The sequence below is a fragment of the Mycobacterium sp. IS-3022 genome, assembly GCF_001500065.1.
Classification (GTDB): domain Bacteria; phylum Actinomycetota; class Actinomycetes; order Mycobacteriales; family Mycobacteriaceae; genus Mycobacterium.
Genome location: NZ_LQIN01000015.1, coordinates 28,306 through 49,844 on the forward strand (window position 1 = coordinate 28,306; position 21,539 = coordinate 49,844).

General features: G+C 67.7%; 15 protein-coding genes. 8 read left to right on the plus strand and 7 right to left on the minus strand.

Going from position 1 to position 21,539, the window contains the following annotated elements; translation table 11 throughout:
• Positions 1-2: 2 nt before the first annotated feature.
• The gene (gene fadD4, locus AU188_RS12395; protein WP_059164014.1) at positions 3-1,553 is read right to left on the minus strand and encodes a fatty-acid--CoA ligase FadD4; all 1,551 of its coding nucleotides are present in this window, start codon (positions 1,551-1,553) and stop codon (positions 3-5) included.
• 114 nt (positions 1,554-1,667) lie between these two features.
• Between fadD4 and AU188_RS12400 the strand changes: the two genes are divergently transcribed.
• Complete coding sequence (locus AU188_RS12400; protein WP_059164015.1) at positions 1,668-4,322, plus strand: ATP-binding protein; 2,655 nt, start codon at positions 1,668-1,670, stop codon at positions 4,320-4,322.
• A gap of 85 nt (positions 4,323-4,407) precedes the next feature.
• Here AU188_RS12400 and AU188_RS12405 read toward each other — a convergent pair whose 3' ends face one another.
• The 3 genes from AU188_RS12405 to AU188_RS12415 form a co-directional block, all read right to left on the minus strand.
• Positions 4,408-6,234: a phosphoenolpyruvate carboxykinase (GTP) gene (locus tag AU188_RS12405; protein WP_059164016.1), complete on the minus strand. Its 1,827-nt coding sequence runs from the start codon at positions 6,232-6,234 to the stop codon at positions 4,408-4,410.
• A 141-nt stretch (positions 6,235-6,375) separates the two neighbouring features.
• Positions 6,376-7,839, minus strand: coding sequence for a hypothetical protein (locus tag AU188_RS12410; protein ID WP_059164017.1), 1,464 nt, complete (start codon positions 7,837-7,839; stop codon positions 6,376-6,378).
• Positions 7,836-8,834, minus strand: a complete 999-nt coding sequence (locus AU188_RS12415) for a hypothetical protein (RefSeq protein ID WP_286137429.1) — start codon at positions 8,832-8,834, stop codon at positions 7,836-7,838. Before AU188_RS12415 ends, AU188_RS12410 begins: the two co-directional genes overlap by 4 nt.
• Before the next feature lie 147 nt (positions 8,835-8,981).
• Between AU188_RS12415 and trmB the strand changes: the two genes are divergently transcribed.
• The 3 genes from trmB to AU188_RS12430 all read left to right on the plus strand — a co-directional run bounded on the left by trmB (position 8,982) and on the right by AU188_RS12430 (position 13,907).
• Positions 8,982-9,803 carry a tRNA (guanosine(46)-N7)-methyltransferase TrmB gene (gene trmB / locus AU188_RS12420; RefSeq protein ID WP_059164018.1) on the plus strand — a complete coding sequence of 274 codons (822 nt, stop codon included), beginning with the start codon at positions 8,982-8,984 and terminating at the stop codon, positions 9,801-9,803.
• Positions 9,804-9,877: 74 nt separating this feature from the next.
• On the plus strand, positions 9,878-10,504 hold the full coding sequence (locus AU188_RS12425; protein ID WP_286137442.1) for an NYN domain-containing protein: 627 nt from the start codon (positions 9,878-9,880) through the stop codon (positions 10,502-10,504).
• A 37-nt stretch (positions 10,505-10,541) separates the two neighbouring features.
• Positions 10,542-13,907, plus strand: coding sequence for an MMPL family transporter (locus AU188_RS12430; protein WP_059164020.1), 3,366 nt, complete (start codon positions 10,542-10,544; stop codon positions 13,905-13,907).
• Positions 13,908-13,917: 10 nt separating this feature from the next.
• On the opposite strand, the gene AU188_RS12435 is transcribed toward AU188_RS12430, so the two are convergent.
• Entirely contained in the window at positions 13,918-15,066 is a 1,149-nt protein-coding gene (locus AU188_RS12435; protein ID WP_059164021.1) for an AI-2E family transporter, read from the minus strand.
• Positions 15,067-15,141: 75 nt separating this feature from the next.
• Here AU188_RS12435 and AU188_RS12440 point away from each other — a divergent pair, with 75 nt between their 5' ends.
• On the plus strand, positions 15,142-16,197 hold the full coding sequence (locus AU188_RS12440) for a lysylphosphatidylglycerol synthase transmembrane domain-containing protein (RefSeq protein ID WP_059164043.1): 1,056 nt from the start codon (positions 15,142-15,144) through the stop codon (positions 16,195-16,197).
• 12 nt (positions 16,198-16,209) lie between these two features.
• Positions 16,210-16,587: a DUF3054 domain-containing protein gene (locus tag AU188_RS12445; protein ID WP_059164022.1), complete on the plus strand. Its 378-nt coding sequence runs from the start codon at positions 16,210-16,212 to the stop codon at positions 16,585-16,587.
• A gap of 25 nt (positions 16,588-16,612) precedes the next feature.
• Here the strand turns inward: AU188_RS12445 and AU188_RS12450 are convergent, their stop codons facing one another.
• Entirely contained in the window at positions 16,613-16,993 is a 381-nt protein-coding gene (locus AU188_RS12450) for a heme-binding protein (protein WP_059098788.1), read from the minus strand.
• A 190-nt stretch (positions 16,994-17,183) separates the two neighbouring features.
• Entirely contained in the window at positions 17,184-17,756 is a 573-nt protein-coding gene (locus AU188_RS12455; protein ID WP_082686611.1) for a hemophore, read from the minus strand.
• A 346-nt stretch (positions 17,757-18,102) separates the two neighbouring features.
• On the opposite strand from AU188_RS12455, the gene AU188_RS12460 reads away from it, so the two are divergent.
• A complete protein-coding gene (locus AU188_RS12460; protein ID WP_059164023.1) occupies positions 18,103-21,015 on the plus strand; it encodes an MMPL family transporter in 2,913 nt (970 codons plus the stop codon).
• Positions 21,012-21,536: a transcriptional regulator gene (locus AU188_RS12465; protein WP_059164024.1), complete on the plus strand. Its 525-nt coding sequence runs from the start codon at positions 21,012-21,014 to the stop codon at positions 21,534-21,536. Before AU188_RS12460 ends, AU188_RS12465 begins: the two co-directional genes overlap by 4 nt.
• Positions 21,537-21,539 lie beyond the last annotated feature (3 nt).

Sequence of the window (21,539 nt, forward strand, 5' to 3'; positions counted from 1 at the left end):
CGTCACGAGTACTTCTTGATCAGCTCCTGCTTGTACAGCTTGCCGGTGTCGGTGCGCGGCAGCTGCGCTTCGAAGGAGATCGACCGTGGACACTTGTAGTGCGCCAACCGATCCCGCAGCCACGCGAGCAAGTCGTCGGCGAACTCCTCGGTGGCGTCGGCCGGGTCGACGGTCTGCACCACACCTTTGACCCGTTGACCCATTTCGTCGTCGGGGACCCCGAACACCGCGGCGTCCAACACCTTCGGGTGGGTGATCAACATGTTCTCGGCCTCCTGCGGATAGATGTTGACGCCGCCGGAGATGATCATGTGGTGCCTGCGGTCGGTCAGGTACAGGTAGCCGTCCTCGTCGACGTAGCCGATGTCGCCGACTGTGGTCCAGCCACGCTCGTCGCGCGATTTGGCGGTCTTCTCCGGGTCGTTGAGGTACTCGAACGTGTTTCCGCCCTCGAAGTAGATCTCGCCGGGCTCGCCGGGCGGTAACTCGTTGCCGTCCTCGTCGAGAATGTGCAGGTTGCCGGTCATCGGCTTGCCGACCGAACCGGGGTGCGCCAGCCAGTCCTCCGCGCTGATCAGCGTGGAACCGTGTGCCTCCGAGGAGGCGTAGTACTCGTCGATGATCGGCCCCCACCACTCGATCATCTGCTTCTTGATCTCGACGGGGCACGGCGCAGCGGCGTGGATGACCCGCTTGAGGCTGGACACGTCGTACGAATTACGCACCGAATCCGGCAGTTTCAGCATCCGGGTGAACATCGCCGGAACGAACTGACCGTGCGTGACCCCGTAACGCTGGATCGCGTCGAGAGCACTTTCGGGATCGAACTTCTCCATCACCACCGTCGTGTAGCCGGCGGCCTGCACGGTCATCGACCACACCGAAGGCGCCGTGTGATAGAGCGGCGCCGGACTCAGATACACCGAATCCGGCTGCATCCAGACGGCGACGAGCATCGTCATCAGGCCCGGCGCCTCCGCGGGCGACAGGTGCGGAAGCTCGCGCTTGATGCCCTTGGGGCGGCCGGTGGTGCCCGACGAGTACTGCAGCAAGTCGCCCTCGATCTCATCGGCGATCGGCGTATCGGGTTGCCCGGCAACGCATTCCGGGTAACGCTGCCAGCCGTCGAGATCGCTGGAGGCGCCTGTCGCCGACGGATCGGCTCCGTCGGCAATGAGTAGCACCGGGGGCAGGCCTCGTGGCAACTCAGCGGCGAGCCCCGCGAGCGTCTTCCGTTGTGCGGCCGAGCCGATGATCCCTTTCGCGTTGCTGTTGTCGACGATGTAGGCCGCCTCGGCCGCGGTCAGATGCGTGTTGATCGGCACGTAGTACAGGCCGCTGCGGCGCGCCGCCCACATCACGGCGTGGAAGTGCTCGTTGTTCTCCATGAGCATGGCCACGGTGTCGCCTTCGACGAGTCCGGCCTTCCGGAAGTGATGAGCCAACCGGTTGGCGCGCGCCTCGAGCTCACCGAACGTCACCACGGTTCCCGACGGATGCATGACGACGGCCGGCTTGTCGGGGGTGGCCTCGGCGTGTTCGCGGATCTGCATGGGCCGACTCTACGACGCGTCGAGTTGACAGGTGTCAAGTGGTCGAACCTGTCCGCTGTCGACACCGCCGACTTAGCATGAACCCGCAGGGTATGGAGGTGCGGCGGTGGCCGAATGAGAGGCGGACAAGAAGCGGCGCCTTCTGGGATCGTCACGTTTCTGTTCACCGACATCGAAGGGTCGACCCGGCGATGGGAGGCCGACCCCTCGGGGATGCGGCGCGCGCTGACCGTCCACGACGACACGTTGCGACGGGCGGTGAAGTCGCACGAAGGCTGGTTGTTCAAGCACACGGGTGACGGAATCTGCGCAGCCTTCGCCTCGCCCAGGCAAGCGGTCGACGCCGCCGTCGTCGCCCAACGATCGCTTGAAATACCGGTCCGCATGGGCGTTGCGACTGGCGAGGCGGAGTGTCGGGACAGCGACTACTTCGGTGCCGTGTTGAACCGCACTGCGCGGCTGATGGGCGCCGGCCACGGCGGCCAGATTCTGCTCGACGGTGCGACGGCCGGATTGCTCACTGGTGTCGATCTGATTTCGCTGGGGCCGAGGCGCCTGCGCGACATCGCCAAGGCGGTGGAGATCTTTCAGGTTCGGGCACCGGGCCTTCGTACCGACTTCCCTGCGTTGAGGACGGCCGAACCGGCTACAGGCAAAGTCCGCCGCCCGACAACGAGTTTCGTTGGGCGAGAGAGGGAGCTCGCCGAGCTGGTGACCACACTGAAGGCACATCGGGTGGTGACGCTCATCGGCGTCGGCGGCGTAGGCAAGACCCGGTTGGCGCTGGAGTTGGCCGATCGTTCCGCCGACGACTTTCCGGATGGGGTATTCGTGATCGAGCTTTCGCCCGTCGGAGACCCGGCGGCGGTCCCCGAGATAGTCGCGGCCGCACTGGGCGTAGTCCAGCAACCGGGGCTCAACCTCACCGAAAGCGTCGCCGCCGCATCAGAAGGAAGAACTCGGCTCTTGGTGTTCGACAACTGCGAACACCTCTTGGATGCCGTTGCCGACGTGATCGAAGCCATCCTGGCTCAGTCGACGACCGTGAAGATGCTCGCGACGAGTCGCGAAGGGCTAGGGCTGACTGATGAGCGGTTGTGGCTGGTGCCCTCCCTCGACGTCGAATCCAGCGCCGCAACACTTTTCGTAGAGCGTGCAGCAGCCGTCACGTCCGCTGCACCTTCGCTGGCTCACTCCGAGGCAGTGGCTGATATCTGCCGTCGTCTTGAGGGGATCCCGTTGGCGATCGAGCTGGCCGCATCGCGCATGCAGTCCATGACCGCCGCGGAACTGCGCGACCGGCTGGATAACCGATTTCGGTTGCTCGTTGGGTCGCGACGCGGGCTGGAACGCCATCAAACCCTGCGGCATGCGGTTCAGTGGTCTTATGACCTCCTGAGCGACGGTGAAAGGTTTTTGCTTGCAAGATGTTCGGTATTCGCCGGCGGATTCGATCTGACTGCCGCTTGCGTATTGGCCGACAATTCCGACGAACTGGCGACCCTGAATTTGCTCGATTCGCTCGTACGGAAATCTCTGCTCGTCGCTGACAGATCTTCGGTACACACCCGGTTCACGATGCTGGAGACCATCCGCCAGTTCGCCGAGGAACGACTCGTGTCATCAGGAAACGCGAACGCGGTACGCGCCGCGCACGCACGTCACTTCGCCAGCAAGGCAACCGAAGCCAAGGCGCAGTGGAACACCCCCCGACAGCGAAAAGCCCACGAGTGGTTGGCCCTGGAACTTGCGAATCTGCGCGCTGCGTTCCGGTGGGCTGCCAGTGAAGAGGATCTCGAATCGGCTACCGCGGTTGCAGTGCATGCCGCCTTTCTGGGCTACGCCACCGAGCAGTGGGAACCGGTCGGATGGGTAGAGGAGATCATCCCTCGTGCCGAAGCGGTGCAACATCCGCGTCTGGCACAGCTGTACGTCGCAGCCACCTATTGTGCTGCGGTAGGCCGAGTCCACGAGTTCGTCCACTACGCCGAGGCGGCCCGGGCGGCCATCGAAAGCGGCCGCTTCGACGCCGTGAACGACGAACTCGGATGTGCTGTCGCGGCCGGCTACAACACCGTGGGTCAGGCCGACCGGGCCATCGACTGGTGTCGCTTCACGCTCGCACGAAGCCCGGGACCTCATACCGCCAGCAGGACAGTGCTGGCAGTGACATTGGCTTTCTCGGGCGCCACGGAAGAAGCGGTCGCGTTGTCGGAGGACATGCTCACTGCGGTGCAAGATGCCCACAACTCCGACATGCTTGCCGCCGTACTCCTGGGATACGGCTGGGCCCGCCGGGAAACCGATCCCGTCAGCGCTTACGAGGCACTGCTGCGCGGCCTGACGATCAGCACCGAAAACGGCAACCGGCAGCAGGCGTCGATCATCGCGCTGCTGTTGTCGAGGGTCGCGGCCACAGCCGGGAAGCCGGGCGAGGCGCTCGACCACATCTTGCTGACCATCCGCCAGTACTACGACTCCGGCAGCGTCCTACTACTCTTCAACGGTTTCGGTGTGCTCGCCGCGTTGCTGGACGACCTCGGACACCACGAGCCTGCGGCTACCATCAGCGGGTTCGCCGCGGGGAGTCTCGCGCTCTCAGCCTTCCCCGAAATCGGCACCTCGATTGCCCATCTGCGCGGTGAACTCGGAGACGAACGCTACGAGTCGCTGGCGAGCCGGGGCACGCAGATGACGAGGGCCGAAATGGCGGACTACGCCTTCGATCAGATCGACCACGCCAGGGCACAACTGGCCGCCAGCGGCTGAGGTCAGCTGACCGCGCGCGACCGCGAAGTGCTGCATTTCCGCGGCGTGTCGCGTGCAAACACGGCCGCTCACGGTAGGGGGTAAGTTAGTCGGCCTCGGCCAACCGGTGCTTGAGCGCGTCGAACTCGTCCTTGATGCCGGTCGGCAGCTTCTCGCCGACGAACTCGAACCACTCCTCGATCAGCGGAAGCTCCTGGCGCCACTCCTCGACGTTGACCTTGAGCGCAGCATCCACGTCGGCCGGATCGACGTCCAGGCCGGACAGGTCGAGATCCTCGGCGGTGGGCACGGTGCCGATCGGCGTGGTGCGGCCACCGGCCTTCTGCTCGATCCGGTCGATGATCCACTTCATCACGCGGCTGTTCTCACCGAAGCCCGGCCACAGGAAGCGGCCGTCGTCGCCGCGGCGGAACCAGTTCACGAAGAAGATCTTCGGCATCTTCGACTCGTCGGACTGCTTGCCGACGTCGATCCAGTGCGCGAAGTAGTCGCCGACGTTGTAGCCGAGGAACGGCAGCATCGCCATCGGGTCGCGGCGCACGGTGCCGACCTTGCCCTCGGCGGCGGCGGTCTGCTCGGAACCCATCGTGGCGCCGATGAACACGCCGTGCTGCCAGTCGCGGGCCTGCGTCACCAGCGGCACCGTCGTCTTGCGGCGCGCGCCGAACAGGATCGCCGAGATCGGCACGCCCTGCGGATCGTCCCACTCGGGCGCCAGCGTCGGGCACTGCGACATCGGGGTGCAGTAGCGCGAGTTGGGATGCGCGGCCTTCTCTTCGGACTCCGGCGTCCAGTCGCGGCCCTTCCAGTCGATCAGGTGCTGCGGATCGCCCTCGAGGCCCTCCCACCACACGTCGTTGTCGTCGGTCAGCGCGACGTTGGTGAACACGGTGTTGCCGGCCTCGATGGTCTTCATCGCGTTCGGGTTCGACGACCAGTTGGTGCCCGGCGCGACGCCGAAGAAGCCGAACTCGGGGTTGACGGCGTAGAGGCGACCGTCCTTGCCGAACCGCATCCAGGCGATGTCGTCGCCGATGGTCTCGGCGCGCCACCCCGGAATCGTGGGCTGCAGCATCGCGAGGTTGGTCTTACCGCACGCCGACGGGAACGCCGCGGCGACGAAGTACGCCTTGTTCTCCGGGCTGATCAGCTTGAGGATCAGCATGTGCTCGGCGAGCCAACCCTCGTCGTGCGCCATCGCCGAGGCGATGCGAAGCGAGTAGCACTTCTTGCCCAGCAGCGCGTTGCCGCCGTAGCCGGAGCCGTAGCTCCAGATCTCACGGGTCTCGGGGAAGTGGCTGATGTACTTGGTGTCGTTGCACGGCCACGGCACGTCCTTCTGGCCCGGCTCCAGCGGCGCACCGATCGAGTGCAGCGCCTTGACGAAGAACCCGTCGGTGCCCATCTTGTCCAGCGCGGCCTTGCCCATCCGGGTCATCGTGCGCATCGACACCACGACGTACTCGGAGTCGGTGATCTCGACACCCAGCTTGGGATCCTCGGCGCCGAGCGGGCCCATGCAGAAGGGCACCACGTACATGGTGCGGCCGCGCATGCAGCCGCGGTACAGGTCGGTCATGGTCTGGCGCATCTCGGCGGGCGCCATCCAGTTGTTGGTGGGGCCGGCGTCGATCTCCTTCTCGGTGCAGATGAAGGTCCGTGACTCCACGCGTGCGACGTCCGACGGGTCAGACAGCGCGAGGTACGAGTTCGGCTTCTTCTCGTCGTTGAGCCGGGTGAAGGTGCCTGCCGCCACCAGTTGCTCGCACAGGCGGGCGTTCTCCTCGTCAGATCCGTCGGCGAACACCACGCGGTCGGGCTGCGTCAGTTCGGCGACCTCTTGAACCCAAGCGAGCAGACCCTTGTGCTTCGTCGGTGCGGTGTCCAGACCTGGGATGGTCGCTGCGGTCATGAAAATCTCCTGTGTCTGTTGCTGCCAGGACCCAAGGCTCCGTGTGCGCCGCCCAGACAGGAACAGGCAGCGTCGCGGTTTCCTATACCGAGGTTATCGCGGGTGAGATACCCACGGGGAATCGGGGATGTGTCCGATGACTCACAAGAACGATTCAGAAGGCCGTTTTCCATACAGTTCGGCCCGTACCGCGTCGAGCGCCCGTTGCAACGACGGCAGGCGTTTGTCCCGCACGGCGGCGGCACGGGCGGTCTGCACCGAATGCTCACGCAGTTCGGCGTCGATCTCGGCCACCTCGACCTCCGCGGCGGTGGCCTCGCGTTCGTCGCGGGCGGTCGATTCCGACGTCAACGCGCTCTCGGCGGCCAGCATCCGCGTCGCCACGCGCTCCTCGAGCGCGGACTTCACGGTCGCGGTGATGTCGGTGACCCAGCGATCCAGCACGGCCCGGTCGTGCAGCAGCCCACGGATGCCCACGACCCACACCGTCAACGCCAGCCCCACCAGCCCCCCTGCCACCAGTCCGGCAACGGTCAGCCCGGGCGCCAGGCCGGTGAACAACCGCGTGACCGCCAGCGCCACCCCCAGCCCGAAGCCGGCGCCGAGAATCATCGTCAGCTGCGTTTCCAACCGTCGCGACTTCAGCGGCGGCGGCGTGACCTCGGGAGCGGACGGCGCCGCGGGGGTCGGCGGGGCGGTCAGGCCGAGTTGTGCCGCCATGTCGGTGAGGTGGGCGGTGATGCCCTCCTCGACCTCTGCGACCACCTCGCCGAGCCGCTCGCGCACATGCGACTCGAAGCCGCCGAGTCGGCCGCGGCTCAACTGCGCCGCGTCCTCGGCGAGTTCGGCCCGCACCGACGTGCACCGCTTGCGCGCGAAGTAGCCCAGCTGGACACGGGCCTGTTGAAGCTGGCTGCGTAGCGCTATCGCGTGCTCGGATTTCGCCTGCCGACGGCCCCGCACGATGTCCTCGCGGGCCTGCTGCAGGGCATTCACCCGGGCCCGCCGGTCCGCGCCGTCGCCGTCGGACCGACACCGCCCGATCGCCGACTCGAGCCGAGTCTCCCACGCCCGCAGCCTGTTTCGCCGCTTCAGCTCCGGATCCGCCAGCCGTTGCCGCAGCAATCCGACGAGTTCGTCGACGCGTGGCTCCCCCAGGTCCGGCGCCGCGGCCGTACCCACCCACGGCACGTGCGCGTGCCGGGGCGACCACCCGGCCAGCACGGCCCGGTCGGCGGCGAGCACGTCGCGCCAGGTGCGGTGGGTGTCGATCTTCGCCACCACGCCCACCACCAGATCGGTATGCGGCGTGGCCAGATCCATGAGCTCACAGTCGGATTGGGTCAGCGGCGACACCGCCGACACCACGAACACCACCGCGATGGGTGCATCGGTCCGGCCCAGTTCGTCCGCTTCGACGAAGGTGTGCTCGGGAATCCGTTCTCGTAGCGCCGCAGCGACGCTGGTGGTGCCGGCCAGCCACGGCCCGGTGACGAGCACGACGTCTCGCACCCGCACCTCCGGCGGGGCCAGTCCCGGTTCGACGGCGGCGACCACCGCGTCGGCTGATGCGAGTGGATCGGCACGCGTCGCGTCCGATGTCACCGCGACCGTCCGAGCAGGCGCATCGAACCCCGGCTGATGTCGGCGGCGCAGGCGCGGTGCAGCGCGTCGACCGGGCCGCTGCCGTACCGGCGCCACCGCACGGCGCGGCGCAGGTGGGCGGTCGGGTCGTCGCCGCGGTCGACGGTCAGGCCCGCAGCCTCCACGACGTCGACCGCCGCCGTCATCACCGCGAGTATCGTGTCGTCGTTCACCAGCATTTCGGCCAGCCGCGAATCTTCGGATTGTGTTGCCACTGCCCGCAATTGGCCTACCCCGGCTCGAAGGCGCCGATACCTCAACGGTGCACCTGCAGCGTGGATGTGCTCGACGACCCGGTCGACCTGGCTGAGCCGCCGCAGGTGGCCGGTCAGCGACTCCGCGGTCGCACCGCGGTCGAGTGCGAGCACCGCGTGCGCGATACCGAACCGGTCGAGCGCACCGAGCAGGCGTTCGCGCACCTCGCGTGACAGCGGGTGGGGTGCGTCGACGAACGCATCGGTCGACGTCAGATCGGCGGGGTGGGTGAGCAGCGTCTGCAGCGCGCCGACGAGGTCGCCGGTCAGTTCCGCGCCGGCGAGCAGCGCGATCATCGGCGTCGTCGGAAGGCCGGTCAGCGCGCGGATGTGGGCGGCCCGGCGGTGTGCCAGCGCCACTGGTCCGTCCGCGCCGAAGCCGGTGAGGTCGGCCTTGTTCAGGACGACGACCGCCGGCCGGTTCCGGCTTGTCAACACCTGGTCCTCCGGTTTGAGCGCTTCGGCGATCACCACGACCTCGACGTCGGCGGCGCCGTCGGACGAAACGGGGACGCCCGCGGCGGTCGACGCGGCGGCCACCGTCGCGCACCCGACGCCGTCGCGACCGTGCACCGCAACCCGTGTCGGCGCGGTGAGGCGCCGGATGATCGGCGGCAGCCGCGGATCGCGGCTCTCTTCAGCGAATTGCAGCAGCGTGTCGACGAAAATCTGACCTTCTTCTGTCCGTGGACGAGGCGCCACATCACACCCTGCCCTCATCTGACGATCGTGACACCTCGGTGGTCCCGGCGCGAGCGGCCGCCACACAGCTTGGGGACAGACCGCTGTACCAGCCGAAGGCAACTGTTGGGTATCAATCTGTACCACGATGCGGGTACTCCAGTCTGGATGAGCCACCATGGACGGATGCATCTGCCCGGGCCTGATGTCGCCGACGCTTCGGCTCCGAGGCCCGATGTCGCCGACGCTTCGGCTCCGAGGCCCGATGTCGCCGACGCTTCGGCTCCGAGGCCCGATGTCGAGCACCGCTATCCCCGGGTCACCAGCTTCCGCACCAGGCGCACCACGCTGTCGGCCGCCCAGCAGGCGACGTGGGAGCGGCTGTGGCCGGAGATCGGCATGCACGCCCGCGACGGCGGCCGACCGGTTCCGCAGCTGGACACCGAGGCTTGGTTCGGCCGGTCGGCGCCCGTCGTGCTGGAGATCGGCTGCGGGGCCGGCACCTCGACGCTGGCGATGGCCAAGGCGGAACCCCACCTCGACGTCGTCGCGGTGGAGGTGTACCGGCGCGGGCTGGCACAGCTGCTGACTGGCATCGACCGCGAACAGGTGACGAATATCCGCCTGGTCCGCGGCGACGGCGTCGACGTGCTGCAGCACATGTTCGGACCCGACTCGCTGACCGGTGTGCGGGTGTTCTTCCCCGACCCGTGGCCCAAGGCTCGCCATCACAAGCGCCGGCTGTTGCAACCGGCCACCGTCGCGTTGATCGCCGACCGGCTGCGCCCCGGTGGCGTGCTGCACGCCGCGACGGACCACGCCGGCTACGCCGAGCACATCGCCGAAGTCGGCGACGCCGAGCCGCGGCTCCGTCGCGTCGGCCCGACCGATTCGCTTCCGATCTCCGTCGAGCGGCCGGTCACCAAGTACGAGGGCAAGGCGCAGCACGCCGGCAGCGCCGTCGCAGAACTGCTGTGGGAGAGAGTATGAGCCTCACAGAAGACATCGGACATATAGAAGAGGTGGCACCACCGGAAGCGGCCACACCACCCGCGGCCGACGCGATGGCCCGGGTGCTACTGGTCTGGGACGCCCCCAACCTCGACATGGGTCTCGGCTCGATCCTCGGCGGCCGACCGACCGCCGCACACCGGCCGCGGTTCGATGCGCTGGGGCGCTGGCTGCTGACGCGGACGGCGGAGCTCTCGGCGGTGCGCCCGGACGTCACACTGGAGCCGGAGGCTACTGTCTTCACCAACATCGCGCCCGGCAGCGCCGACGTCGTCCGGCCGTGGGTAGAGGCGTTGCGTAACGTCGGCTTCGCGGTCTTCGCGAAACCCAAACTGAACGACGACAGTGATGTCGATACCGACATGCTGAACCACATCGCGCTGCGCCGCAGCGAGGGTCTGGCCGGGGTGCTTGTGGCATCGGCCGACGGTCAGGCGTTCAAACAACCGCTGGAGGAGATCGCTCGCGACGGCATCCCGGTCCAGGTGCTCGGATTTCGCGAACATGCGAGCTGGGCGCTAGCGTCGGATACCTTGGAGTTCGTCGACCTGGAAGACATCCCTGGTGTTTTCCGGGAACCGCTACCGCGAATCGGCCTAGATTCGCTGCCCGAGCAGGGGGCATGGTTGCAGCCGTTCCGGCCGCTGTCCTCGCTACTGACCTCGCGTGTCAACAACTGAACTGCGCGGGTCGCCGCTGACTTAGTTAGGAGCTCAAGTGTTCGCCTGGTGGGGTCGAACGGTGTACCGGTACCGGTACATCGTCATCGGCGTCATGGTCGCGCTCTGTCTCAGTGGCGGTATCTACGGCATCAGCCTCGGCAGCCACGTCACGCAGAGCGGCTTCTACGACGAAGGCAGCCAATCGGTGCACGCGTCGGTGGTCGCCGACGAGGCATACGGCCGCGACCGCACCAGCCACATCGTCGCAATCCTGACGCCACCCGACGGCAAGAAGGTCAACGATCCCGCGTGGATGAAGCAGACCGTCGACGAGCTCAACAAGCTGGTCGAGGACAACAGCGACAGGATCGTGAGCTGGGTCGGCTGGCTGCGCGCACCCGACGCCGAATCGCAGACCGTCCAGCAGATGAAGACCGCGGACCTGTCCCGCACGTTCGTCAGCATTCCGCTCAAGGGCGAGAGCGACGACGAGATCCTCAAGAACTATCAGGCCGTCGAAGACCAACTGCGCGAGGTCAACGACGGCAACATCCAGCTGGCCGGGCTCAACCCGCTGGCCAGTGAACTCACCGGCACCATCGGTGAGGACCAACGCCGCGCCGAGGTGGCCGCCATCCCGCTGGTGGCGGTCGTGCTGTTCTTCGTGTTCGGTGGCGTGGTCGCGGCCAGCCTCCCGGCCATCATCGGCGGCCTGACGATCGCCGGCGCACTGGGCATCATGCGGTTGGTCGCCGAGTTCATGCCGGTGCACTTCTTCGCCCAGCCCGTGGTGACCCTGATGGGTCTCGGTATCGCCGTCGACTACGGCCTGTTCATGGTCAGCCGCTTCCGCGAGGAGATCGCGGAGGGCTACGACACAGAGGCCGCGGTCCGGCGCACCGTGATGACTTCGGGCCGCACGATCATGTTCTCCGCAGTGATCCTGGTGGCGTCGTCGGTGCCGCTGCTGCTATTCCCACAGGGCTTCCTGAAGTCCATCACCTACGCGATCATCGCGTCGGTGATGCTGGCGGCGGTGCTGTCGGTCACGGTGCTGGCGGCCGCGCTCGCCATCCTGGGACGCAACGTCGACGCCCTTGGGGTGCGGACGCTGGTGCGCTTCGCCCAGCCGGACACGATCGGGTCGTATTCGCACAGCGGCCGCCGCAATCCGCTGGCCGTCGCGGCCGTCGTCCTCGGTGTGCTGGTCCCGTTCGCGGCGATCCCCGTCGGTCACCTCGCCCGTGCGCAGATCCGCCGCACGCACGACGACGGCGCGAGTCTCGCGCTGATCGGTCTGCTTCTCGGCTACATCGGTTCGTTCGCGTGGCTCACCTACGGATTGTTCGCGTTGAAGGACACGATCGGCTCGGCGATCTTCTGGTTGCTGATGGGCATTTTGGTGTTCGTCGCGGGCACCATCACGGTGCTGGCGCTGGCCCGGTTCAGCCCCGCAGTGCGCAAGCCGACGATCGCATGGCTCGACTGGCTCGCCGAGAAGACCCAGAAGACAAAGACCCGCGCCGAGGTCGAGAAGGGCTTCTGGGGCAAGCTGGTCAACCGCGTGATGAAACGCCCGATCGCGTTCGCCGCGCCGATCGTGATCGCGATGATCCTGCTGATCATCCCGTTGGGACAGTTGTCGCTCGGCGGCATCAGCGAGAAGTACCTACCGCCGGACAACCCGGTCCGCCTGGCTCAGGAAGCCTTCGACAAGACGTTCCCCGGCTTCCGCACCGAACCGCTGACCATCGTGATCGAGAACAACGATGGTGATCCGGTCACCGACCGGCAGGTCGCCGAGATCCGCAACAAGGCGATGGCGATCCCCGGGTTCATCGAACCCGACGACGACCCCACCAAGATGTGGCAGGCGCGACCGCATCAGGAGAGCGGCTCGAAGGACCCGTCGGTCCGCGTCATCCAGAACGGTCTGGAGAACCGCAACGACGCCGCCGAGAAGATCGAGGAACTCCGGTCCATCACGCCACCGCGCGGGCTGTCGATCTCGGTGGGCGGCACCCCGGCGCTGGAGCAGGACAGCATCCACAGCTTGTTCGACAAGCTGCCGCTGATGGTTACCGTCCTGATCGTCACCACCACCATCCTGATGTTCCTGGCGTTCGGGTCGGTGGTGCTGCCCATCAAGGCCGCGGTGATGAGCGCGCTCACCCTCGGTTCGACGATGGGCGTGCTGACATGGATGTTCGTCGACGGTCACGGCTCAGGCCTGATGAACTACACGCCGCAGCCGCTGATGGCCCCGATGATCGGGTTGATCATCGCGGTGATCTGGGGGCTGTCGACCGACTACGAGGTCTTCCTGGTGTCACGCATGGTGGAGGCGCGAGAACGCGGCATGTCCACCGCCGAGGCGATCCGGATCGGCACCGCGACCACCGGCCGGCTGATCACGGGCGCCGCGCTGGTGCTGGCGGTCGTCGCGGGCGCGTTCGTGTTCTCCGACCTGGTGATGATGAAGTATCTGGCCTTCGGCCTGCTGATCGCGCTTCTGCTGGACGCCACGATCGTCCGGATGTTCCTGGTCCCGGCCGTGATGAAGCTGCTCGGCGACGACTGCTGGTGGGCACCGCGGTGGATGAAGCGTATCCAGGAGCGGCTGGGGCTGGGCGAGACCGAACTGCCCGACGAGCGGAAGCGGCCCGCGGTGCGCGACTCCGCCGAGAATCCCGAGGTGTTGGTCGGTGCGGGTGCGCCCGTGCCGCGTCGCCCGTACGACAGGCCCCGCCCACCCCACGATCCGACGCATCCCGCCGTCGAAGGCTCGTCACGGCCCGGCGCCACCCGCGTCGCGGCGCCACCGCGGGCGAACGCTCCATCGGTGGCGGGCACGACGCGCATCCCCAGCGCCGCCACACCTGCCGCTCCGCCGTCCGACGAACCGCAGACCACGCGGTTGTCGATGGCCAAGAACGCCGTGCGGAACGCGGTGACCAACGCCGCCGCCGCGACGCGTCAGGCCGCCCGGCCGCCGGCCCCCCCCGCCCCGCCGCCACGGCCACCGCGGGAGGAACGCGAGATCGAGTCGTGGCTGGGCGAGTTGCGTGGCACCGGCACGCCGCCCGCGCCACCGGCACCGCAACGGCCGTCGGCGGAGCCCACCAGGGCGATGCCCGCGGGAAGCCCGCCGGAAGGCAGGAGAGGACGTCGGCCCGAAGCGCGACCGTCGCCGGACAACGAGCCGACCACTGCGATTCCGACTCCGGGAACCCGCCCGCAGGGGACCCCGCCGGAAGGCAGGGCAGACCCCGACGCGACGACGGCCATCCCCACCCCGGGTAAGCAATCAGACGATGCCGAGGCGGCGACCGAAAAGCTGAACACCCGCGAGGACGAGGAACGTCAGCGCCGCGGCGGGGTGAGCGCGCAGGACTTGCTGCGGCGCGAGGGCCGGCTCTAGTCCCGCTGGATCACCGAGGCTCTGACTCCTCGACGTCGTCGGTCTCGGCCCTGACCAACGGCCCGTCCTCCGCTTCCTGCGCGGCTTCCTCCGCGGCTGGGTCCCTCGCGGTGAGCACGCGAATCGAGCTGTTGAGGAACGCGAGCACCGGTACCGCCAGAAGTGCCCCGACGATGCCCGCCAAGACGCCACCGCCCGCGATCACCAGAACGATCGCCAGCGGGTGAATCGACACCGCACGACCCATCACCAACGGCTGCAGGACGTGGCCTTCCAGCTGCTGGACCGCGATGACAAGCGCGAGGGTGATCAACGCATAGATGATGCCCTTGGCGATCAGCGCGACGACCACCGCGAGGGCGCCGGCGATCACCGCACCGACGAGCGGAATGAATGCGCCCAAGAACACCAGCGACGCCAACGGCAAGGCCAACGGCACACCCATGATCGCCAGGCCGGTGCCGATCCCGACGGCGTCGACGAGCGCAACCAGGAACGTCGCCCGCACATAGCCGATCAGCGAGTGGAAGCCGGCCCGGCCGGCGTCGCGAACGCGCTCGCGCACGCTCACCGGGAAGATCCGCGTGACGAACGCGTAGATGTTGCGCCCGCCTTGCAGCAGGAAGATCAGCGTGAACAACACCAGCACGGCACCGGTGACGATCTCGGTCACCGTGCCGGCCGTCGACAGCGCGCCGGTCGTCACCCGTTCCTGGTTGTTCTGCAAGGCCTCGATCGCGGCGTTGCCCGCGTTGTCGATCTGTTCCCGGCTCAGGTGCAGTGGGCCGTCGATCAGCCAGTCGCGCACACCGTCGATGCTGCGGCTCACCTGCTCCACCAACGCCGGTGCACCCTCGATGAACTGGCTGACGACGAAGGCCAGAATCCCTCCGACGACGGCGAAGCCGCCGAGCAACATCAGCGCAACGGCACCGCCGCGCGGGGCGCCACGCCGGTCGAGGAAGTCGACCGCCGGCATCAGCAGGGCCGCCAGAATCGTCGCCAACGCCACCGGGACGACGATGATCTCCAGTCGCTTGAACAACCACAGCATCGCGACGATGGCGGCGAGGATCACCAGCAATCGCCATGACCACGCAGCAGCCTTGCGAACAAGAGGCGAAACCGCCTCGTCATCGAGAGAAGTGCCCTCGAGCATCCCGATAGCGTAACGGCCCGCAGCATGCTGGGCCGGATCTCCGGAATCGGCCACGCCACGAACTACCCTTACCCCGTGGCCCACGACGCGCCTGCGAGTGCAGCCCGCAGCCAGGTGCGCTCCGCGCGCAGCAGGTACTGGTGGCTGCGGTGGGCGGTCTTCGCCGTCGTGCTCGTCGTGCTGACCGTCGAACTCGGGCTGGTGTGGGACCAGCTCGCCAAGGCGTGGCACAGCCTCTACACAGCGGACTGGTGGTGGGTGCTGGCGGCCGTCGGCACCGCCCTGGCGTCCATGCACTTCTTCGGCGACATTCAACGCAAGTTGCTGCGCTCGGCGGAAGTGCCTGTGCGGCAGTGGCGTTCGCAGGCGGCGTTCTACGCGGGCAATTCGCTGAGCACGACGCTGCCGGGCGGACCCGTGCTGTCGGCCACGTTCATCTACCGTCAGCAGCGGCTCTGGGGTGCGACGCCGGTCATCGCCTCCTGGCAGCTTGTGATGTCGGGGGCGCTGCAGGTGACCAGCCTGGCGCTGCTCGGGTTGGGCAGCGCGTTCTTCCTGGGCGCCAAACACAACCCGTTCTCGCTGATCTTCACGCTGGTCGGTTTCATCATGCTGATCGTGCTGGCGCAAGCGGTGGCGTCGCGGCCGGATCTGCTCGACGGCGTCGGCGTGCGGGTGCTGTCGTGGGTGAACTACCTGCGCGCCAAACCGGCCGACAACGGTTTGGCCAGGTGGCGTGAGACGCTGGCGCAACTCGAATCGGTGAAGCTGAGCCGAAGCCAGCTCAGCGTCGCGTTCGTGTGGTCGATGTTCACGCTGGTGACCGGTGTGGGCACGCTGCTGTTCGCCTGCTACGCCGCGGGCGGACGGCCCTCACTGCTCGGGGTGATCGTGGCGTACGTCGCGGCCCGCGCGGTCGGGTCGATCCCGCTGATGCCCGGCGGGTTGCTGGTGGTCGAGGCGGTGCTGGTGCCGGGCCTGGTGTCGAGCGGGATGACGTTGGCGTCGGCGATCTCGGCCATGCTCATCTACCGGTTGATCAGCTGGATCTTCATCGCGGCGATCGGGTGGGTGGTGTTCTTCTTCATGTTCCGCACCGAAACCGACGTCGACCCCGACGCATGTGGTTGAAGGCGATGACCGATGCCGATCGATAGCCGAGAGCAGACCCGGCCAACGCTGGCGGCGCTGGCAACCGACGTGTGCTGCCTGATCGTGTTCGCCGCCATCGGCCGACGCAGCCACGCCGAGGGCGTCGACCTGGCCGGCGTCGCTGCGACCGCATGGCCGTTCGTGGCGGGCGCGGTGGTCGGATGGACGCTGTCGCTTGGGTGGCGGCGACCCTACTCGCTGCTCCCGACGGGGATCGCGGTGTGGGTGTGCACCATCGTGGTGGGGATGCTGCTACGTAAGCTGACGTCGGCCGGCGTCGCACCGAGTTTCATTGTGGTGGCCTCGATTTCGACCGCAGTGCTGCTACTCGGCTGGCGCGCCGCGATCCTGGCCATGACCCGCCGCTGACACCGTCAGCGGCGGGCGCGCAGGCCTAGCTGTCGGCGAGGCCGTCGCCGTTGGTGTCGCCGCAGCGGTTCTTGATGTCAACCAGCGGCTGACGAATCCCGGTCAACTCGGCCTTCACCTGAGGGTTGGAGTTCAAGTAGTCCTGCACCTTGCCCCGGACCTCGTCGCGCGGCAGGCCCTCGAGGCTGGTGAAGAACCAGTTCACATCCGGATGGCTGAACAGATATGCCGAGGTCGCTGCCGAGACGCCGGACGCCACCCCGGCGAGATCGGCGGCCGTGCAGTTCGGCGGCGCGGGCTGGGCCGTCGCCGAAGGCATGGCACCGAGGAACATCGCACCCGCGATCGCGCCGGTGCCGACCGCGCCAGCTACCGCACGTCGCGCAGTACGGGCCGAGAGAACCATGGTTGAGCTCCTTCATCGGAAGTGGAGTGGCCGTAACCTGGGCGGTTACTGACGAAGACCAACTAGGACCAACGCACAAAAGCTAAGCAGAATGTCGGCGGACTTTCTCGCCTTGCGGTCAACGAATCCCGGAAAACTCCGAATCCGCAGCTCAGAGGTGCCGTTGCGGGGTACTGCGCGCCGGGTCGGGTCAGGGCAGACCGGCGATGGCCGATCCCGGCGTCGCTGCGGTGCCCTGCGAGACCGGCGCCGCCGCGGGCATGTGCGCCGTGGCACCCGCTGCGGGAAGGCCCGCGTTCTGGGCGGCGGGCGCCTGCGCCGGCAAACTCCCCGGCAGGCCGCCACCCTGCTGCGCGGCCTGCAACAGACCCACCACCTGAGGCAGCGTGAACGGCAGTTTGCACTTACCGGACAGGCTCGCCAGCGGCTGCTGCAACTGCTGCATGTCCTTGGCCACCTGTGGGTTGGCATCGAAGTACGTCTTCACCGCAGCCAGCGACTGCGGCCCGGCCTGCTGCTTGCTGATCGTCGTCAGGGCCTGGTTCGTCTGCGGGTGCTCTTCGAGGTACTCACCGGTCGACGTGGCCACCTCACCGATCGTCCTGGCGAGCTCGCTGGCCGCACACGGGTCCTGCGCGGCAGTCGCGGACGGCATCAATGGCTGGGCCGGCGTCACCAGCGCGGCCACCATGGCGCCGCCGGCCGCGGAGGCAGCAAGAACACCGAAAAGCCCGCGACGCATCAGCCCGGTGGTCGTTTTCATGGACAACTCCTTACGGTTTGCGGACGGCGTCGACATCTCGAACGATCCGCAAACACCTTCGATGGACGACAATCAGTCCCCGACGCCGAAAACGGCCGCCTGACATCCTGCCACCCGGCCCGCTGCCCCCGCCAATTCCGCGGCCGAGACGCACGAGGTGCCCGGGGGAGGAACCCTCGCGGTAACGGCGTGCGGTCCGTTCGCGAGAATTGGATTAGAGCAGCTCGCGGCGTTGCTGGCAGATTGCTCGGGGACCACTGAAGGACGCGGCACCTTACCGCACACTGTTGTACGCTTCGGCTACGAAACGCCGGGGAGAAAGCGGGGGTTTCCAATCCAGCAGTTCATGATGCGCTTGAGTGGCAACCTGCGCAGATATCGCTGGGCGGTGTTCGCCGTATGGCTGCTCCTTCTGGCCCCGTCGATCTGGCTTGCGCTCAACCAGTCCGGCCACCTCACGGGCGGCGGCTTCGAAGTCGAAGGTTCGCAGTCGCTGCGGGTGCAGCGCGAACTCGAGGAGTACTTCCCCGATCAGGGCGCCTCCCCGCTGGCACTGGTCGCCGCACCGCGCGCCGACGCCTCGTTCGAGGACATGAACGCCGCCGTCGCCCACCTCGAACGCCTCGCCGCCGAGGTGCCCAGCGTCAAGGTCGTCCCCAACCGGCAACAGCCGCCGCCCCAACCCGACCGGCCCTACGTCATCACGCTGCAGCTGGACTTCAACAACACCGGCGCGGTCGACGTCGCCAAACGACTGCGCCAAAAAGTCGGCATCGACGGCGAGGACCCCGGCGAGATCGAGAACGGCAAGGTCAAGCTGTACGTCATCGGGCAGGGCGCGCTCGGCGCGGCGGCCACCCAGGCCACCAAACACGACATCGCCCAGGCGGAGCGCTGGAACCTCCCCATCGTCCTGATCGTCCTGCTCGCGGTGTTCGGTTCACTGGCGGCGGCGGCCGTACCACTGGTGCTCGGCATCTGCACCGTCGCGGTGACCATGGGCATCGTCTATCTGCTGTCGATGGTGACGTCGATGTCGGTGTTCGTGACGTCGACCGTGTCGATGTTCGGCATCGCACTGGCCATCGACTACTCCTTGTTCATCCTCATGCGGTTCCGTGAGGAGCTGCGCGCCGGTCGCGACCCAGAGCAGGCCGCGGACGCCGCGATGGCGACGTCCGGCCTGGCGGTGGTGCTGTCCGGGGTGACCGTGATCGCCTCGGTGACCGGGATCTACCTGATCCAGACTCCGGTGCTGGTGTCGATGGCCACCGGCGCCATCCTCGCCGTCGCGGTGGCGGTGCTCACCTCCACCACGCTCACGCCGGCGGTGCTGGCGACGTTCGGCCGGGCGGCGGCCAAGCGCTCGTCGTATCTGCACTGGTCGAGACGATCGGAAAGCACCCAGTCGCGGTTCTGGACCCGGTGGACCGGGTGGGTGATGCGCCGACCGTGGTTGTCGGCGCTGGCCGCCGCGGCGCTGCTGGTGGCGCTGGCCGCGCCGGCGTTCTCGATGATGCTCGGCAACAGCATGCAGCGTCAGTTCGAGCCGACCCACGAGATCCGCGGCGGGGTCAACGCAGCGGCCGAGGCGCTCGGTCCCGGCGCGCTCGGTCCGGTCCGGGTCTTGGTGACGTTCCCGGAGGGCGACGCCGCGTCGGCCCCGGCCAAGGAACCGCTGCTCGACGCGCTGCGCCAGCGCATGGCACAGGGCCCCAACGTGGTGTCGGTCAGCCCTCCCGCGTTCGGCGAGGACAACCGGCACGCATTGCTGTCGGCGGTGCTGTCGGTCGACCCCGAGGACATGGGCGCACGCGAAACCGTCGGCTGGCTGCGGGCCGAGCTGCCGAAGGTCTCCGGCGTCGAGGACGTGCAGGTCGCCGTCGGCGGCCCGACGGCCCTGATCAAGGACTTCGACGACCGGGTGTCTGCCACTCAGCCGCTGGTGTTCGTCTTTGTGGCGTTGATCGCGTTCCTCATGCTGCTCATCGCGATCCGGTCGGTGGTGCTGGCGTTCAAGGGCGTCCTGATGACCGTGTTGTCGGTGGCGGCCGCCTACGGCAGCCTGGTCGCCGTGTTCCAGTGGGGCTGGCTGGAGGACCTGGGCTTCGAGCGGATCTCGTCGCTGGACAGCACCATCCCGCCCCTGGTGCTGGCGATGACGTTCGGCTTGTCCATGGACTACGAGATCTTCCTGCTGACCCGCATCCGGGAACGGTTCCTGCTGACGCGCAACACCCGCGACGCGGTGGCCTACGGCGTGAGCACCAGCGCCAGAACGATCACCAGCGCGGCGCTGATCATGATCGCGGTGTTCATCGGATTCGCGTTCGCGGGTATGCCGCTGGTGGCGCAGTTGGGCGTGGCGTGTGCGGTGGCGATCGCGGTCGACGCGACGGTGGTGCGACTGGTACTGGTGCCCGCGCTGATGGCGATGTTCGACGAGTGGAACTGGTGGCTGCCGCGCTGGCTGGCGCGCATCCTGCCGTCGGTGGACTTCGAGAAGCCGCTGCCCAAGGTGGACACCCCCGACTTGATCATCATCCCCGACGATCTCTCGTCGCTTGGGCCGACCGGCTCCGAGCTGCGCATGGTCGTCAAGTCGGCGGCCAAGTTGAAAACCCTTGCGCCGCAAGCTGTCACGGTCACCGATCCGCTGGCCTTCAGCGGCTGCGGCGGGGGCGGCGCGGCCACGAAGATGCGCAGCGCCGAGCGGCTCAACGGCGGCCACCGCAACGGCCGCAACGGCGCCGGAACCGCGCTGGCCACCGCCGCGCCGCCGGTACATCCGGTGACGATGTGGGGGGGCCGACTGTCCGTCGCCCTCGACGCGCTGGCGACCGCGTCGGACTGCGAGGGCGCGCCGATGGAGCGGCGCAGTCCGATGGAGACCACCAACGTCCAGCTGCCGACCGGTGACCGGCTGCAGATCCCGACCGGCGCGGAGACGTTGCGGCTCAAGAGCTACCTCATCATGTGCCGGAACACCACCCGCGACTACGCGGAGTTCGCCGATCTCGTCGAGTGCATGGAGACGCACACCGCGGCAGAAGTGTTGACCGCGATGGACCGGTACTACTGTGGGCGGCAGTCGAGGAAACAATGGGTGGCGACCCAGCTGGTGCGCCGACTGGCCGACCCTGCGCCTTCCGATGAGCACGACACCCGGATGTCGGGCCCCGAGGCGGAGGCGGAGTGGGCCAAGGTCAGAGAGCGTTGCCTATCGGTTGCGGTCGCGATGCTGGAGGAGGCGAGGTGACGGTGACTCCCGACATCCGGGATACCCGCCGCCGCGGGGGTGTCTCGCCCGAGCAGCGCCCGACGCCGCCCGCACCGAAGCCGGCCGCCGAGGAACGGCCCGTCGAGTTCTGGCCTACCGCTGCGATCCGCGCGGCGCTGGAGACCGACGATCTCGCCGTCTGGCAGCGCATCGTCGCGGCGATCAAGCGGGACCCGTTCGGTCGTACCGCCCGCCAGGTCGAGGAGGTCCTCGAGACCGCACGGCCGTACGGCGTGTCCAAGGCACTCGCCGAGGTGCTCACCCGCACCCGCGAACACCTGGAAGCCAACGAGCGCCAGGAGGTGGCCCGTCACATCCGCGCGCTGCTGGAGCACTCCGGGCTTGCCCCGCAGGAGTTCGCGTCGCGGATCGGCGTGCCCGCCGCCGACTTCGCGGATTTCCTCAGCGGCAAAACCAGCCCGTCGGCGGCGTTGATGGTGCGCATGAAGCGGCTGTCCGAACGGTTCGCCCGGATGCGGTCGAACCGGCCCAACGGCTGACGC